Source organism: Campylobacter sp. RM12640 (genome assembly GCF_020137595.1).
Taxonomy (GTDB): Bacteria; Campylobacterota; Campylobacteria; order Campylobacterales; family Campylobacteraceae; genus Campylobacter_E.
On sequence record NZ_JACGAU010000006.1, the window covers coordinates 50,531 to 66,054 of the forward strand.

A 15,524-nucleotide genomic window follows, 5' to 3' on the forward strand; every position below is an offset into this window, starting at 1 on the left:
ACTATCATTTATTTAAAACTTATAAATATTATGATAATTATTTTTGTTATTAACTAAAAATATTATAGAATATCATTTTTATTATCAATTAAGGAGATATTTTGAGAAAATCTTTAAAACTTTCTTTGGCTTTATGCTTATTTGGTGGTGTTGGCTTATTGGCTAATGAGAATGCTAATCTTGATACTATTGAAGTAAATGCTAGTTCAATTGGATATTCTAATGTTGATTCGCTAAAAATCTCAAACAAAAACGCAGGTGCAATAAGAGATGTTATGCGTGATATTCCAGGTGTTTATGTAGCAGGGACAAATCAGTTTAATCAAAAACTTTATATGCGTGGCGTAAATGATAGGGGTATTAATATTACTATTGATGGTGCAAGACAACGTGGAAATATTTTTCATCACTCGGCTGATTTAGTTTTAGATGTTGATTTATTAAAAGCTATTGATGTTGGCGTGGGTGTTTTAAGTGTTGCTAATAACTCAGGTGCTTTAGGTGGTTCGGTTGCGTTTAAGACTGCAAGTGCATTTGATTTATTAGAAGGTGATGAGAGTTTTGGTGGTAAGTTTAAGACAGGCTATTCAACTAATAATAAAGAATGGCAAAAAAGCATAATGGCTTATGGTAAAACTGATAATAATTTTGGTCTTTTAGCATATATTAATCATAAAAATTATGGCTTCGGAAAAGATGGAAATGGCAATGATATTGGTGGTAAGGGTCATGATTTAAGCTATTTATTTAAAGTAAATTATGAAAAAGATGAGCATAAAGCAGGTCTTAGCTATGAGCATACTGAATATGATGGTGATTTTCCATTTAGAGGTGAGTTTGGTGGCTCGGTGGCATTTGATACAGGCACACTAAAAGCAGGAGAAAGAGCTCAACCTATTTTGCCTCAAATTATGCAAAGAGATACCTATACATTTAATTACAATTACAATCCAAATGAATTAATTGATAGCGAATTTAGAGTTTATCATACAGAGCATAGGCTTATAAAAGATGAAGTTCCAAATTATGCAGAGTTTAAAAAATCAGGTGGTAAAGCATTTTTATCAAATGATGGAGTAAAAACCACAGGTGCTTATTTAAACAATAAATCAAGATTTGAAAATACTAGCTTTAATCAAGAAGTATTTTATGGACTTGAGTGGTATCAAACTACAAGCTTTAGAAAAAATCATTCAAGTTTAAAAGATGCAACAAATGGAGCAATTTCTGTAACTCCTACAAACAATCATCCTAAAGAAGTAGCAAACAACCTATCAGTATTTTTACAAGATACTATTCAAATTGGTGGATTTAGCATAATTCCTGGAGTTAGATTTGATAGATTTACTATAGATAATTTTGGCAAGAAAACTCAAGGATTTAATAATTTTAGCCCTGCATTAGCACTTGATTATAAGGCAGAAAACGGCATTAATTTATTTGCTGGGTATTCAAAAGTATTTAGAGGACCTGATCCGATTGAAGCTTTAAGACTTAGCGAAAATACATTTAATACAAATTATATTGATGAGAATTTAGAGCCTGAAACAGGTGATGCTTATGAAGCTGGATTTGGGTATAAAAATAACTTTAATGAACATAATGTTAATTTTGTAGCTAAATATTTTTATACTGATTATAAGAATTTAATTAAAGAAAATGTAAGCGTAACAACTACTCAAAACGGACAAACAATTAAGAATAATTACAATCGTATGAATATGGGTAAATCTAATGTTCGTGGGGTTGAATTATATGCTTCTTATGCTTATGAGAATTTAAAATTTAGTGCAAGTTATACTCATCAAACAACAAAACATAAAGACAAAAGTAAAGTTGGTGGCGTAATGGCATATAGTGATAGTGGGGATAAATATACATTTAATGCTGAATATTTTGCTAGTCCAATTGATACATTATTTGGTTATAACCTAATAGCTTTTGCTGGTAAGACTTTAGAAGATGGAACTAAAAAAGCAGGTTATGGAGTAAGCGAAATATATGCAAGTTATATGCCTACTCAAAATCTTGAAATAAACTTAAGCGTTGGCAATCTATTTGATAAAACTTATGTTTCACATTCTCAAAGAAGATTTGGGGTTGAGACTGCAAACGACTATGAAGCAGGAAGAAATATAAAACTAGGCTTTAGTTACAAATTCTAAACTAAAAAAGGCTTTTTAGCCTTTTTTAGAATATCAATTATTAGGAGAAAATGTGGAATTTTTAAAAGAATATTTAGATTATTTTGTGTTTGCGATATTATTTTTTATGAGCTTTTTAGTTTTGGCATTTAGTATTGAAAGGCTAATATTTTTTAAGAATATTGATATTAAAAATTATAAATGTAAAGATGAATTAGAAATAGCACTTAGTAAAAATCTCACCTGTCTTTACATCGTTTATCAAAACGCTCCTTATATAGGTTTGCTTGGCACGGTAATAGGCATAATGATTACATTTTATGATATGGCAAATGCAGCTACTATGGACGCAAAAAGTATTATGCTAGGGCTATCACTTGCTCTTAAAGCAACAGCACTTGGACTTGTTGTAGCAATCCCAACTCTTATGATATACAACGCATTTATTAGAAAAGTTGATGTTGTATTATCAAGATTTAAGGAAAATAATGAGAGTAAATAAAGAAGGCTTAAATCTAGTTCCATTTATTGATATTATGCTAGTTTTACTTTGCATTGTTTTAAGTGTTAGCACCTTTATAGCAGAAGAAAAAATCGCTATAAACTTACCAAAATCAGAAAATAGCGTAAGCATTGATGATAAGCAAAAAGTATTTATAAGTATTAATGAAACTGGCGAGATATTTTATAATGAGAGTTTGCTTAGCGTAGATGAATTAAAGACAAAATTATCAAGTATTAGTAAAGATGAAATTGTAATTTTACGCTCTGATGAGAACGCTAGTTATAAACATTTTGTAAAAATAGTGGATATTTTAAAAGAGTTAAAGCATGAAAATTTTGCTATTGCAACAGAAAAATAAAATCGCATTTTTCATCTCCTTTTTAGTTCATGCGGTTTTGTTGGCGTGTTTTTTTAGAATTGATGTAAAGACAAGTGAGATTAAAAATGATAAAGCTTTAGCAGTGCTTTTTTATGCTCCTAGCATACCTCAAAATGCTGTTAAAGAAGAAATAATTGAAGAAGTAAAAGAAATAAAAGAAGAAATAATCAAAGAAGAGATAAAAGAAGAAAAATTTGCTTTAAAACCTAAAAAAAAGCACCATAAAAAACCAAAACCAAAGCAAGAAGTAAAAGAAATTAAAAAAACTCAAGATGAGCCAATCACACCTAAAAACGAACCTTTAGCAAGCAAGATAAATGAAGCTAAACCAACTACTATAATTAGTAATAATACTCCTGCAGGTGGGAATAATCAAGATGAATTAATCTCTCATATTCAATCAGTTTTAAATAAAACTGCTAAGAGTAATTATCCTATGAGTTCAAGAAAAAGGCGTGAGCAAGGAGTAGTGGTTGTAGGATTTACCTATGATTATGGTAAGGCAAAAAATATAAAAATACTTAAGCCATCAAAATATGAAAATCTAAACAAAGCAGGAATTAAAAGCGTTGAGATAGCGAAATTTAAGCGTTATGAAAGAGTTTTAGATATTAGTGTGCCGCTTAAGTTTAGCTTACATTAAAAATTAGTGCTTAATTGCACTAATTTAAAAATTATAATTTAGATTAAAAGTATATAGCCTTGAATTAGCGTATTTATAACATAATTCGTTATTACAATTAAATACGCTGATTTTATTTTTGCTATTTAAAATATTTAAGATATTAAAACTTATTTTTAATTTAGTATTTTTAATATTTTTAGTATAGCCAAATCCTAAATTCCAATTCAAATATGACTTAAGTTTAGTATCGCTAAATATTTGCATATTTAAATTCTTATCGTATTGTGAGTATAAATCATTTTTCGCTGAATGATAAGTGATTTCATTAATCAAGTTAAAATTATCATAAAATAAATTATGAGTAAAATTAGCTATAAAAGGCTCATAAACAAATGGCAATTCACTTGATTTTATAGTTTTACCATTATAGATTATGTTTTTACCAGTTGTGCTTAAATAATTAGTCGCACTACCTTTTTTGTGTAAATAGCTAAGATTTAAATCAAAATAATTTTTAGTATTAAATATACTAATTTCATTGCTAGATAAATTAAGACTTATAATATCATTAGCTGTTTTTTTGCCATTATAATAAACTTTATAATTATTATCAGTATCGTTTATACTTTCTAAGCCTAATTCTTCTTGATTTGCTGAATAAATTTCATTATAAGTTTTGCGTTTAATGTATTTTAATAACATTTTAAAATATTTAAATTCTGCGTTGTAATATAGGCTAAACTCATTAGCATAAGGGCTTTTTAATCCTATAAAAACTCTATCTTTTTGCCATTTTGTATCTTGTATCCAAGGGCTATTATAATCAATTCTTGAATACTCTTCATATCCACTAAAATAATCATCATATAAAATATAAGCTAAAAGCCCTTTATCAAAATATTTATTAAATCCAAATCCTAAAAATTGATTATCATTTAAATAATACTCAAGTCCTGTTCTAGGGGCTATATTAAATCTTTTGCTAAGGCTATCATAATCATTTCTAAGACCTAATCTAAATCTAAAATTATGATATTTAATATCGCTTTGTATAAATTGAGCGTAGTTGTTTATTGATTTTTTAGCTTTTGCAAAATGTGTTTCATAATATGAAAAATATTGATTATTTATGCAACTAATATCATTTTCTTTACAAGCTAGAATATCAATTGGTTTTTCATATCTTGTATAAGGATTAATTCTATTTATTTTGCCTTGATTTTTACTAAGTTCAAAACCAAAATTAAAGCTATATTCTAAATCATTATTTTTAAATTCATTGGTTTTAGCATCTAATTTATATTGATATGATTTTTCAGTTTGTAAGGTATCTCCTAGCCCACCATAACTTTGCTTTATACCTGAAGGTAAGATGAATTGATACTGAACTTTTTTATCATAAATTCTTGAAGAATTTGATTTTAAAAATGATAAATGCTGATTAAGATTTATATTTTTTAATTCACTTTCAAGATTAAAAGCTAAGCTAAATCCACCATAATTTACTTTCATATTAGAATCAATTACGCCTTCTTGAAATTGATTTATTAAATAAGGATTATAAATAAAAGTTGAGCTAAGAATATGGTTATCATAATCTTTTTGAGTTTTTAGCAAAATTAAGTTATTTGTATCGCTAATTTTATTTATTGTATATATATCTTTTTGCTTTATTTTTGTATTTGAATAATTACTACTTGCAAAAAATAAAATTCCAAAAGTATCATTTAAATATGAGCTAAAATTAGCACTGAAATATCTTTTATAATAATTACTAAAATCTTGATAACCATATCCACTAGAATATTTTTGCCTTATTTTATCATCTATAAAAATATTATCTTGAAAGCTATATCCAAGACTAAATCCACCACTTGGGTTTTTTGATGGGCTTTTGATTTTTGCATCAATTACTCCACCTAAAAATCCACCATAACTAGCACTTACAAAACTATCATAAATGCTTAAATTATCTATAATTTCGCTATCTATATTAAGCGAATATGAACCAAGAGATGGGTTATACCAGACATTTTTATATAGCGTTTTTGACATAGCTGGTTGAATGGTGCTTGTTATGTTTATTCCATCTATAAACATTTGATTTTGATAGGTTTTAGCACCATTGATTGAAAAATCATCTGGCTTTAAAGAATTTGAATTATCGCTATCTTTAGTAGTAATTCTTATATTTGTATGATTTTTGATAAGTTCATCTAAAGTGTGATTTTGTTTTATTTGAGTATTAAGATAGGCTTTATTGTAAATAGTGTTAGAAAATTCTAAATAATCAATATTTTGCACTGCATTAATATTGATTTCATCTAAGGTATTTGCATAAATATATGTAGCTAAAAATATGCTTAGCCTAATTTTATTTTTGCAAAATTGCTTCATAGCCATCTTTTGCTAAACATTTTAAAAGTGATTTTTCATCATAAGTTTTATCACTTATTTTTAGAGTTTTAGAATTTAAATCTACTTTATAATTTTTGCTAACTTTACTAGCACAAAAACTAATAAAATCAACACAAACTTCACAAGCCATATCTTTTATAAAATAAACATTTGCATTAAGATTAAGTGCTAAAAGCATTATAAAAAATGCCTTCATTGTTGCACTGCTTTATAGCCGATTTCGTTGATTTTTTCTACTATTGCTTTAATATCTACATCTTTAGCAAAAGTAATAACTAAATCTTTAGAATTAAAATCAGCCTTGTAATCTTTAACTTCAGCAATACTTTTAGACGCTTCTATTATTTTTTTAGCACAACCATTGCAACCCATATTTTTTACATTTAATAAATAACTTACATCAGCAAAAGCTAAACTTGATAAAATTGACACAAATAATAATTTTTTCATACATTCTCCTTAAAAAATATTAATTATAAAAATCATTTCTTAAGAATAATTGAAAATAATTATAAATATTATATAAACAATTAAATTAGAATTTAAAATATTATTTTGATATTTTAATATTAGCTAATTTTTAAATATAATTAAAAATTATTTTTATATAAAGGTTTATATTGTTTAAAAAATATTTGTTATTTTTATTTAGTTTAACTTTTTTAAATGCTTTAATTATCAATGAAAATGAAGTGATTTCAAATCAGATAATTACAAATGAAGATATAGATAATGAAGGCGTCATAAATAGTGATAAAAATCAATTTTCTGGTGTTTTTAATAATAATTTTGGTGCTACTTTAAGTGGTAATTTTTCTACTTTTAACGAGGTGTATAATGGTGGATTTTTTGAAGGCTCATTTCATAATATTCAAATGTTTGTTAATAATGGATATTTCTTAAGCACCAATACTACTACAAATCAAGAGTTTTTTAATCTATATGATGGAATGATAGAAGCTAATCATAATAATTTTTTTAATATGCAAAATTATGGCTTAATTTATGGAGATGATAATATTTTTTATGATTTTATTAACTTTCAAGAAGGCTGGATTTTTGGAGATAACAATACTTTTAATGGAGATGTTTTAAATGATACTGATGGGCTTATATCTGGAAATAATTTATCATTTAAATCAACTTTAGAAAATAATTCATATATTTTTATAGATAATAAAGCTAGTTTTAATGAAGTGATTAATAATGCTGTTATGGATGTAAATAATGCAGAATTTATTGGCGAAGTAATCAATAATGATACTATCAATGGGGATTTTTTAGAATTTAAAAATAATCTAAAAAATAATCAAAATAGCACTATTTCTGGAGAGAATTTAACTTTTGCAAATACTTATAATGATGGTATGATTTTAGGTGATATTACTACTTTTAATAAAGAATTAGATAATGATATTAATGGCTGGGTTATTGGAAATGATATTACCTTTAATGATAGGGTTATTAATAATGGTGATTTAGTAGGAAGCAATTTTAAGTTTAAAAATCAATTAGAAAATACTTTAAATGTAGATAGTATTTATTCTAGTTTTGAAAAGATAAATAATAGTGGATTTTTTACAAGTTATAAATCTACTTTTAATAATACCATTACTCAAAGCGATAATGCGTATTTTTATGCTAACGCATCTGCTATTAATGCTGATATTTTAGGTGGGGATATTGAGATTGCTTATAGTAATTTAGCTAATGAAGAATTAAAAGTAAAAAATGCGAAAATCAATAATTCTACAATTAATTCAAAAAATATGATTTTTGATAATTTGATTTTAAATTCTTCATCAATTTATGGTGGTTTTAGAGCTAAAACACTAGAAGCTAATAATAATAATTTTGTTCTTTATTTTAATGATGGTTTTAGTGGGGCTATTGTCGTTGATGAAGAGATAAAAGGCGTAAATAATGATATAAAAATTGTAAATTATCAAAATAATTTAGGATTTTTTCCTTTACTTTTAGCAAGGAGTAGTAAGGATTTAAGTAAAGATTTTGCTGTATATACTATAAAAGGCTTTAGTGTTTTTGGTTTTGATAAAGAAGTAATAGTAAAAAAAGAGCAAAATGGAGCTTTTTTGCTTGGGATAGGGGATTTTAACTCTTTAAATATTAGCGATATTAATGAATTATTTGATGATAAATATAAAAAGAATTTAGAAAATAATGCAATAAATAAAATTACAGCAAAAAATCCTGATATTGCAAAAATTGGTGTGGATAAAAAGCTAATTAATAATATAAAAAATAAATTCTATAAAGAAGATTTATTAAATTATTCTATTTCAAGATTAAATTTTGATAGCAAAAGGTTTGATTATTTAGATTATGAGTATTTAAGTGGGGATATAAATGATATAAATTATTGGCTAAATCTAATAAAAATAAATAAATCTAATGAATATAATTATTTTTATAATAATTTAGGATTATTTTTATATAGCTTAAATAATGAAAGCAAAAATCATAAAATCTATGGCGGCGGATTTTATGCTAATTTTAATTTTGATAATTTTTATATAAATACTGATTTTAAATACAATGAGCACGAAGTTGCGATAAATCTTGATGATTTAGGGATTATAAATAAAGATTATTTTAGCGTTAATTCAAAAGTAGAATTTGGATTAAGTTATGAAAATTATTTTGTATATAAGCCAAATATTGCTTTTGTTTTTGAATACTTACCAAAGACAAAATATAAAAATGAATATATAAAAGCTTTATTTAAAAGGCAAAATAATTGCTTTTTAAAATTAGGTTTTGCTTTAGAATACCTTAACAATGATTTTGCATTTTCGCTAAATAGTAATTATTTTAAAAGCTTAAGCAAGGATAAATTGCTTATTATAAGTGATGGATATTCTAAAGAAAATCTATATTTTAAAAATCTTAATAGTTTTGAGCTTGGAATACAAACTAAGTATTTATTAAATGATAGTTTAAGTTTGGATATTGATTTAAGTAAGCAGTTTTTTAAAGAATTTAATTCTTATTTTTTTAAGATTGGTTTTGGATATAAGTTTTAGGCAAAATTATATATTTTGCCTTTTTATAAATTAAACATATGATTTAATGGGCCTCTGCCACTTCCTAAGTTTGGAGCAAATTCCATTGCATTTTGTGTATATAATTTAGCATCTTTTACAGCTTGTAGTTTAGAAAGTCCATTAGCTAAATTAGCAGCTATAGAAGCACTTAAAGTACATCCTGCTCCGTGATCGTTTGTGGTATTTAAAGGTTTGCCGTAAAGCTCGTAAAAGTCTTTTCCATCATAAAAATAATCTATCGCTAAATCAAAATATTTTCCACCTTTAGCAATCACGCTTTTAGCACCTAAGTCTATTAATTTTTTAGCAGCATCTTTTAGTTTTTCTTTAGAATTAATCTCAAATCCACATAAAAGTTCGGCTTCTAATTTGTTAGGCGTTAAAATATCAGCGAATTTGATAAACTCATTTACATAAAGCTTAAAATCTTCATCTCCTATTAATCTAAAACCACTTTTAGCAAACATAACAGGGTCAATTACTATATTTTTAGGTTTATATTCTTTAAATTTTTCAATAGTTAATCTTATTAAATTAGCATCCCCCATTAATCCTGTTTTTAGTGCTTTTGGTGGAATATCTTTAAATACTGCATCAAATTGAGCCGATACAATATCTTCATTCATAACACAAGCACCATAAACTCCTTGAGTATTTACAGCATATACTCCTAAAACTACTGCCATTCCAAAAGTTTTATGCATAGTAAAGGTTTTTAAATCAGCTTCAAGTCCGCTACCACCACTGCAATCACTTCCTGCAATTGTTAGAACTGGATTTAACATATAAACTCCTTATATTGGTTAAAAGAGAAATAATACTCTAAAAATTTATAATTTTATTATAATATTTGCCTTTTTTATAAATTTATTAGGAACAAAAATGTTTAACCTTGATATAAACTTATTTTCTTACATTAGCGTTAGGGCTTTTTTAGCGTTTTTATTATCGTTTATTATTACATTAATTATTATGCCACTTTTTATTTCTTGGGCAAAGAGTGTAGGGGCTAATCAGCCAATTTTAAGTGATGCACCACTAAATCATCAAAAAAAATCTAATACTCCTACAATGGGTGGGGTTGTTTTTATTTGTGCTGCTTTATTATCTAGTCTTGTTTTTACTACATTTAATGTTTATAGTTTTAGTGCGATTTTGTGTATTGTTTGTTTTGGTGCTATTGGAATAATTGATGATTTAGGCAAGGTATTAAAAAAGGCAAATAAAGCTGGGTTAAAACCACGCTCTAAAATGATTTTAATGTTAATTGCATCTTTAATAACAATATTACCTATTATGATATATGGGAATTTTAGCACAGAACTTTTTGTCCCATTTTATAAATATCCTATAATTGATATGAAGTATTTTGCTTTATTATTTTGGGTATTGGTGTTAATTTCTAGCTCAAATGCTATTAATCTAACTGATGGACTTGATGGACTTGCTTGTGTGCCTAGTGTGTTTTCACTATTTACATTATCAGTGTTTTTATATCTTAGCTCAAATGCTGTTTATGCTAATTATTTATTGTTACCTAGAGTAAGCGGGAGTGAAGAATGCGTTGTGATTGCACTTGCATTAATTGGTGCTTTACTAGGATTTTTATGGTATAACTGCCATCCAGCACAAGTATTTATGGGAGATAGCGGTTCTCTTACATTAGGAGCTATTGTTGGATATTTAGCGATAATTTCAAAAAATGAGATTTTATTAATTTTAATAGGTTTTGTTTTTGTTCTTGAGACTATTAGCGTTATTTTACAAGTTGGAAGTTTTAAAATATTTCATAAAAGGATTTTCAAAATGGCTCCAATTCATCATCATTTTGAGCAAATTGGTTGGAGTGAAAATAAAATCATAGTTAGGTTTTGGCTAATTGCATTTATTTGCAATGTTTTAGCGTTAATTACTATTAAATTAAGGTGAGTTTTATGTTATCAATGTTTGGATATGGAAATGTTGCTAAGGCGATTACAAGCACTTATAAAAAGGGTGAATGGTATATATATGATGATAAATTTAGCGTTTGTAGTGAAGATGAATTTGGTAATAAGCTTTTACCTACAAGCTATTTTAATCCTGATAAAAGTAGCATAGAAGTAGTTAGTCCTGGAATTGCGCCTAATCATATTTTATGTAAAAGTGCTAAGAATTTAACAAGTGAGATTGATTTTTATAACGAAGCTTTAGGGCTTAGTATTTGGGTTAGTGGGACTAATGGTAAGACTACTACAACGGAAATGATTTCTTATTTGCTTAATATTGAAGCAGGAGCAAATATAGGAAAACCAATTGCATTAATGAATCTTAAAGCACCTTTAGTTGTCCTTGAGATGAGCTCTTTTGCCCTTCATTATACTAAGGTTGCAAGACCTGAGCTTTATGTATTATTACCTATTTGTGATGATCATATTTCTTGGCATGGAAGCTTTAATAATTATGAAAAAGCAAAACTTGATTTAATTTTTAGAATGAATAAAACAGCAAGTATTATTGTGCCTAAAAAATATGAAGAGTATTTAAAGAGTGCAAATTGTATTAAATATTTTTATGAGAATTCTAGTGATTTAGCTAAACTTTTTGATATTGATTTAGCTAGATTAAATTACAATGAGCCGTTTTTATTAGATGCGTGTTTAGCGTTGGCTGCTTGTAAGATTATTAGTGGCAAAATTGAATATGAAAAAATATCTAAGTTTAAAATTGGTCGTCATAGAGTTGAGATTTTTAAAGATAGCAAAGATAGAATTTGGATTGATGATAGCAAGGCTACTAATATTTCAGCTGCACTTGCTGCTATTAATAGTTTTAAAGAGCCTTTACATTTAATTGCTGGTGGAGATGCTAAAGGTCAAGATTTAAATGAGTTTTTCTCAAAATTAGATAAAAATATAAAGCTTTATTTAATAGGCAAGAGCGATTTTAGCGATATTGCTAAAAAGCACGGATTAAACCCAATTAGAACCAATCTAAAAGAAGCTGTAAGTATGATTTATAAAGATTTAACAACTAAAGAAATAGCATTATTAAGTCCTGCGTGTGCTAGTTTAGATGAGTTTAGTTCTTATGCTGAGCGTGGGGATTTGTTTATAAAATATATGAAAGATTTAGATGTTTAGCTTTTTAAGACTTGCAAAAAGTGCTTTAATTACAAGTGAGTATAGTGTGAAAAATAATAAATTACTTTATAAAAATAAAGAATTTATAATCCAAGATGAATTAAAAAATTGCGAAAATACTTATTTTGTAGTTGCTATTGATAGAGTGATTTTATTTAAAAATCAAAATGAAAATAATTTTGATAAGGCTAAAAAAAGACAAATAAAAGCGATAAGTCTTAGTTTTTTAGTAATGATTTTATGTTTGATAATTTTATTTTTTCAAGAATTTGAAACAGGAATTTCATTTTTAAGTATTGCTAGTATTGTAGTTTTTATACTTTCAATACTTAATTATTCGTTTTTAAAACAACAAATTTTCGCATTAGAAAAAATTTAAGCATAATTTAAGAATTATCATATATAATAACGGCTTTTACTTCGGTGGTTGGATAGCTCAGTCGGTAGAGCAGCAGACTGAAAATCTGCGTGTCGGCAGTTCGATTCTGCCTCTAACCACCATTTTAAATTTCCCACTTTTTATTATTTTTTTGTTTGAGAATTTGAAATAGGAATTTCAAAATAATTTTTCTATACATTAAATATTTTTTCATATACTCCCCAAATGATTAAGGCAAAAAAGAAATTCGGACAAAATTTTTTAAAAGATGAGTTAGTAAAACAGCAGATCATCCAAGCGATACCCAAAGATTTAAAAGCAAAATTAATTGAAATTGGGCCTGGCTTAGGTGATTTAACTGCTCCAATACTTAAAAGCGGTTTTAAATTAACAAGTTTTGAAATAGATGATAGTTTAATTCCTATTTTAAACGAGCGTTTTAATAAAGAGATTTTAAGTGGAGATTTTACGCTAATAAATGCTGATGTTATGAATGTAAAAATTAGCGATGAGCCTTATTTTATATGTGCTAATTTGCCGTATTATATTAGTTCTCAAATTATTATAAATGCTTTATTTGATGATAACTGCATAGGTATGCTTGTGATGATTCAAAAAGAATTAGCAGATAGATTTTTTGGGATTGATTATTGTGCTTTAAGTGTTATTACGGATTTACTTTGTGATAAAGTTAATGTTTGTGAAGTGCCACCTAGTGCATTCACTCCTATGCCAAAAGTAAATTCTAGTGTAATTAAGCTTATTAAAAAGCCTAGTTTGTTGGATAAAAAAGATTTAAAAGCTTTTAATTCTTTTATCAAGATAGCCTTTAATCAACCAAGAAAAAAAATGCTTAGTTCATTTTCAAATAAAACAAAGGTAAAACAAGCATTAGATAAGCTAGAAATTGATGAAAACAAAAGAGCTCATGAAATATCTGTTAAATCATTCTTAGAACTTTTTAAATTACTAAAGGATGAAAATGAATATTGAAGATTTAGAAAAAACAAAAGTAGCAAGAAGTTATGAAAACGCTGAAAACGAAGATGAACTTTTAGAAGAATTAGAAGAAGAAATTGACGATAAAAAAGCTAAAAAGAAAAAAAAGCGTAAGAAAAAAATCTTACCAGCTTCTTTAAAAGGTGATTTAGATTGGCAAAAAGCCTTAGCTGAATCGATGAAAGAAAACGAAAAAGCTCAAGAAAAAAGGCTATATCCTTGGATAAATTACAAAGGTAATGCAAGTGTTAAATTTACTCCATTAGGCGGACTTGGTGCTATTGGTGGAAATATGAGCGTAATTGAGTATGAAGATGAAGCTATTATCATTGATGTTGGAATGAGCTTTCCTGATGCTGATACTTTAGGTGTTGATATTGTAGTTCCTGATTTTTCTTATATTAGAAAGATAAAAGATAAAGTAAAAGCTGTTCTTATCACTCACGCTCACGAAGATCATATTGGAGCAATGCCTTATTTTTATAAAGAATTTGATTTTCCGATTTATGCTACGCCGCTTCCACTTGGAATGATTTCAAATAAATTTAGCGAACACGGGCTTAAAGATAAATGCAAATTATTTAGACCAATTACAAAAAGACAAATTTATGAAATTGGCTCTTTTAAAGTTGAGTTTATGCATATAACTCATAGTATTATAGATAGCTGTGCATTAGCTATAAATACTCCTGCTGGAACTATTATTCATACGGGAGATTTTAAGATTGACCATACTCCAATAGATGGTTATGCTAGTGATTTACATCGTTTAGCTTATTATGGCGAAAAAGGTGTTTTATGTTTATTTAGCGATAGTACTAATAGTTACCGCGAAGGTGTAACTAAGAGCGAAAGCACCGTTGGTGGGACTTTTGATTTGATTTATTCAAGATGCAAAGGTCGTGTGATTATGAGTACATTTAGCTCAAACATTCACAGAATCCATCAAGCAATCACACACGCACTTGTATATAATAGAAAAGTTTGTATTATAGGTCGTTCTATGGAAAGAAATCTATTTACAGCAATTGAGCTTGGATATTTAAAATTTGATAAAAAGATTTTTATAAGTGCTGATGAGCTTGATAAATATCCTGATGAAGAGATATTAATAGTAACTACAGGCTCACAAGGTGAGAGTATGAGTGCATTATATAGAATGGCTACAAGCGAACACAAACATGTAAAAATTAAGCCTAATGATCAAGTAATTATAAGTGCTAAAGCAATTCCTGGTAATGAAGCAAGTGTATCAGGTGTAATTGATTTATTAATGCGTCATGGAGCAAGTGTTGCTTATCAAGAATTTAGTGAAATTCATGTAAGCGGTCATGCAGCAAGTGAAGAGCAAAAGCTAATCTTAAGACTTGTAAAACCTAAATATTTCTTGCCTGTGCATGGAGAGTATTCTCATATCAGTAAGCACAAAGCTAGTGCAATTGCTTGTGGTGTGAATGAAAAAAATATATATTTATTAAATAACGGCGATCAAATGGAGATTAGCTGGAATAAATTAAGAAGATTAAAAACCGTTAAAACAGGTAAAACTTATATAGATAATCAAGTAGATAGAGAAGTGCATGATGATTTATTAAATACTAGAAAAAATCTTGCAGAGCATGGAATAGTGCAGCTTAATCTTCATATTAATATGGGTGCAAGGACACTAAATCACGCACATATAATCAATTTTGGTTTAGTATCAAATAAACTAGCTCAAGATTTTGCAACTGATGTTAGCAATTATATTAAATTATTTATAGCTGATGCAAAAGATACTTTATTAAAGGATAAAAAGGCATTTGAACCTGCACTTAGAAATGCACTTAAGAAGTATTTTTTCAAAAAATATAAAAAATATCCGTATTTATTATTAAATATTCATTAA

14 protein-coding genes and 1 tRNA gene are annotated in these 15,524 nt (G+C 27.0%); 11 read left to right on the forward strand and 4 right to left on the reverse strand.

The genetic code is table 11. From position 1 onward, the window contains the following. Nucleotides 1-101 precede the first annotated feature (101 nt). From AVBRAN12640_RS03370 to AVBRAN12640_RS03385, 4 genes are read left to right on the forward strand one after another with little or no spacing between them, the layout of a single operon-like run. On the forward strand, nucleotides 102-2,165 hold the full coding sequence (locus AVBRAN12640_RS03370; protein WP_336608398.1) for a TonB-dependent receptor domain-containing protein: 2,064 nt from the start codon (nucleotides 102-104) through the stop codon (nucleotides 2,163-2,165). A gap of 52 nt (nucleotides 2,166-2,217) precedes the next feature. Continuing rightward, nucleotides 2,218-2,646, forward strand: coding sequence for a TonB-system energizer ExbB (gene exbB / locus AVBRAN12640_RS03375; protein ID WP_239802994.1), 429 nt, complete (start codon nucleotides 2,218-2,220; stop codon nucleotides 2,644-2,646). Continuing rightward, the gene (gene exbD / locus AVBRAN12640_RS03380) at nucleotides 2,633-3,007 is read left to right on the forward strand and encodes a TonB system transport protein ExbD (protein ID WP_214117358.1); all 375 of its coding nucleotides are present in this window, start codon (nucleotides 2,633-2,635) and stop codon (nucleotides 3,005-3,007) included. The genes exbB and exbD overlap by 14 nt, the downstream gene beginning before the upstream one ends. After that, nucleotides 2,976-3,671: a TonB family protein gene (locus tag AVBRAN12640_RS03385; protein WP_336608397.1), complete on the forward strand. Its 696-nt coding sequence runs from the start codon at nucleotides 2,976-2,978 to the stop codon at nucleotides 3,669-3,671. Before exbD ends, AVBRAN12640_RS03385 begins: the two co-directional genes overlap by 32 nt. 24 nt (nucleotides 3,672-3,695) lie before the next feature. Here the strand turns inward: AVBRAN12640_RS03385 and AVBRAN12640_RS03390 are convergent, their stop codons facing one another. Genes AVBRAN12640_RS03390 through AVBRAN12640_RS03400 form a run of 3 tightly spaced genes read right to left on the reverse strand, consistent with a single transcriptional unit; the run spans nucleotide 3,696 to nucleotide 6,521 of the window. After that, nucleotides 3,696-6,050, reverse strand: a complete 2,355-nt coding sequence (locus tag AVBRAN12640_RS03390) for a TonB-dependent receptor plug domain-containing protein (RefSeq protein WP_336608396.1) — start codon at nucleotides 6,048-6,050, stop codon at nucleotides 3,696-3,698. Further along, nucleotides 6,028-6,267: a hypothetical protein gene (locus AVBRAN12640_RS03395; RefSeq protein ID WP_214117355.1), complete on the reverse strand. Its 240-nt coding sequence runs from the start codon at nucleotides 6,265-6,267 to the stop codon at nucleotides 6,028-6,030. Before AVBRAN12640_RS03395 ends, AVBRAN12640_RS03390 begins: the two co-directional genes overlap by 23 nt. Further along, on the reverse strand, nucleotides 6,264-6,521 hold the full coding sequence (locus AVBRAN12640_RS03400; protein WP_214117354.1) for a heavy-metal-associated domain-containing protein: 258 nt from the start codon (nucleotides 6,519-6,521) through the stop codon (nucleotides 6,264-6,266). Before AVBRAN12640_RS03400 ends, AVBRAN12640_RS03395 begins: the two co-directional genes overlap by 4 nt. 170 nt (nucleotides 6,522-6,691) lie before the next feature. Here AVBRAN12640_RS03400 and AVBRAN12640_RS03405 point away from each other — a divergent pair, with 170 nt between their 5' ends. Then, on the forward strand, nucleotides 6,692-9,115 hold the full coding sequence (locus AVBRAN12640_RS03405) for a hypothetical protein (RefSeq protein ID WP_336608395.1): 2,424 nt from the start codon (nucleotides 6,692-6,694) through the stop codon (nucleotides 9,113-9,115). 23 nt (nucleotides 9,116-9,138) lie between these two features. Here the strand turns inward: AVBRAN12640_RS03405 and thiD are convergent, their stop codons facing one another. Next, nucleotides 9,139-9,921 carry a bifunctional hydroxymethylpyrimidine kinase/phosphomethylpyrimidine kinase gene (gene thiD / locus AVBRAN12640_RS03410; RefSeq protein WP_214117352.1) on the reverse strand — a complete coding sequence of 261 codons (783 nt, stop codon included), beginning with the start codon at nucleotides 9,919-9,921 and terminating at the stop codon, nucleotides 9,139-9,141. 97 nt (nucleotides 9,922-10,018) lie between these two features. Here thiD and mraY point away from each other — a divergent pair, with 97 nt between their 5' ends. The 6 genes from mraY (at nucleotide 10,019) to AVBRAN12640_RS03440 (ending at nucleotide 15,524) form a co-directional block, all read left to right on the forward strand. Continuing rightward, nucleotides 10,019-11,065, forward strand: coding sequence for a phospho-N-acetylmuramoyl-pentapeptide-transferase (gene mraY, locus AVBRAN12640_RS03415; RefSeq protein ID WP_214117351.1), 1,047 nt, complete (start codon nucleotides 10,019-10,021; stop codon nucleotides 11,063-11,065). A gap of 5 nt (nucleotides 11,066-11,070) precedes the next feature. Then, nucleotides 11,071-12,258 (forward strand): UDP-N-acetylmuramoyl-L-alanine--D-glutamate ligase, encoded by a 1,188-nt coding sequence (gene murD / locus AVBRAN12640_RS03420; protein WP_239802990.1) that lies wholly within the window; start codon nucleotides 11,071-11,073, stop codon nucleotides 12,256-12,258. After that, a complete protein-coding gene (locus AVBRAN12640_RS03425; protein WP_336608394.1) occupies nucleotides 12,251-12,637 on the forward strand; it encodes a hypothetical protein in 387 nt (128 codons plus the stop codon). The genes murD and AVBRAN12640_RS03425 overlap by 8 nt, the downstream gene beginning before the upstream one ends. 46 nt (nucleotides 12,638-12,683) lie before the next feature. Continuing rightward, nucleotides 12,684-12,759 (forward strand) — tRNA-Phe (locus AVBRAN12640_RS03430). Nucleotides 12,760-12,862: 103 nt separating this feature from the next. Beyond that, on the forward strand, nucleotides 12,863-13,630 hold the full coding sequence (rsmA, locus tag AVBRAN12640_RS03435; protein ID WP_214117348.1) for a 16S rRNA (adenine(1518)-N(6)/adenine(1519)-N(6))-dimethyltransferase RsmA: 768 nt from the start codon (nucleotides 12,863-12,865) through the stop codon (nucleotides 13,628-13,630). Then, complete coding sequence (locus AVBRAN12640_RS03440; RefSeq protein ID WP_239802988.1) at nucleotides 13,620-15,524, forward strand: ribonuclease J; 1,905 nt, start codon at nucleotides 13,620-13,622, stop codon at nucleotides 15,522-15,524. Before rsmA ends, AVBRAN12640_RS03440 begins: the two co-directional genes overlap by 11 nt.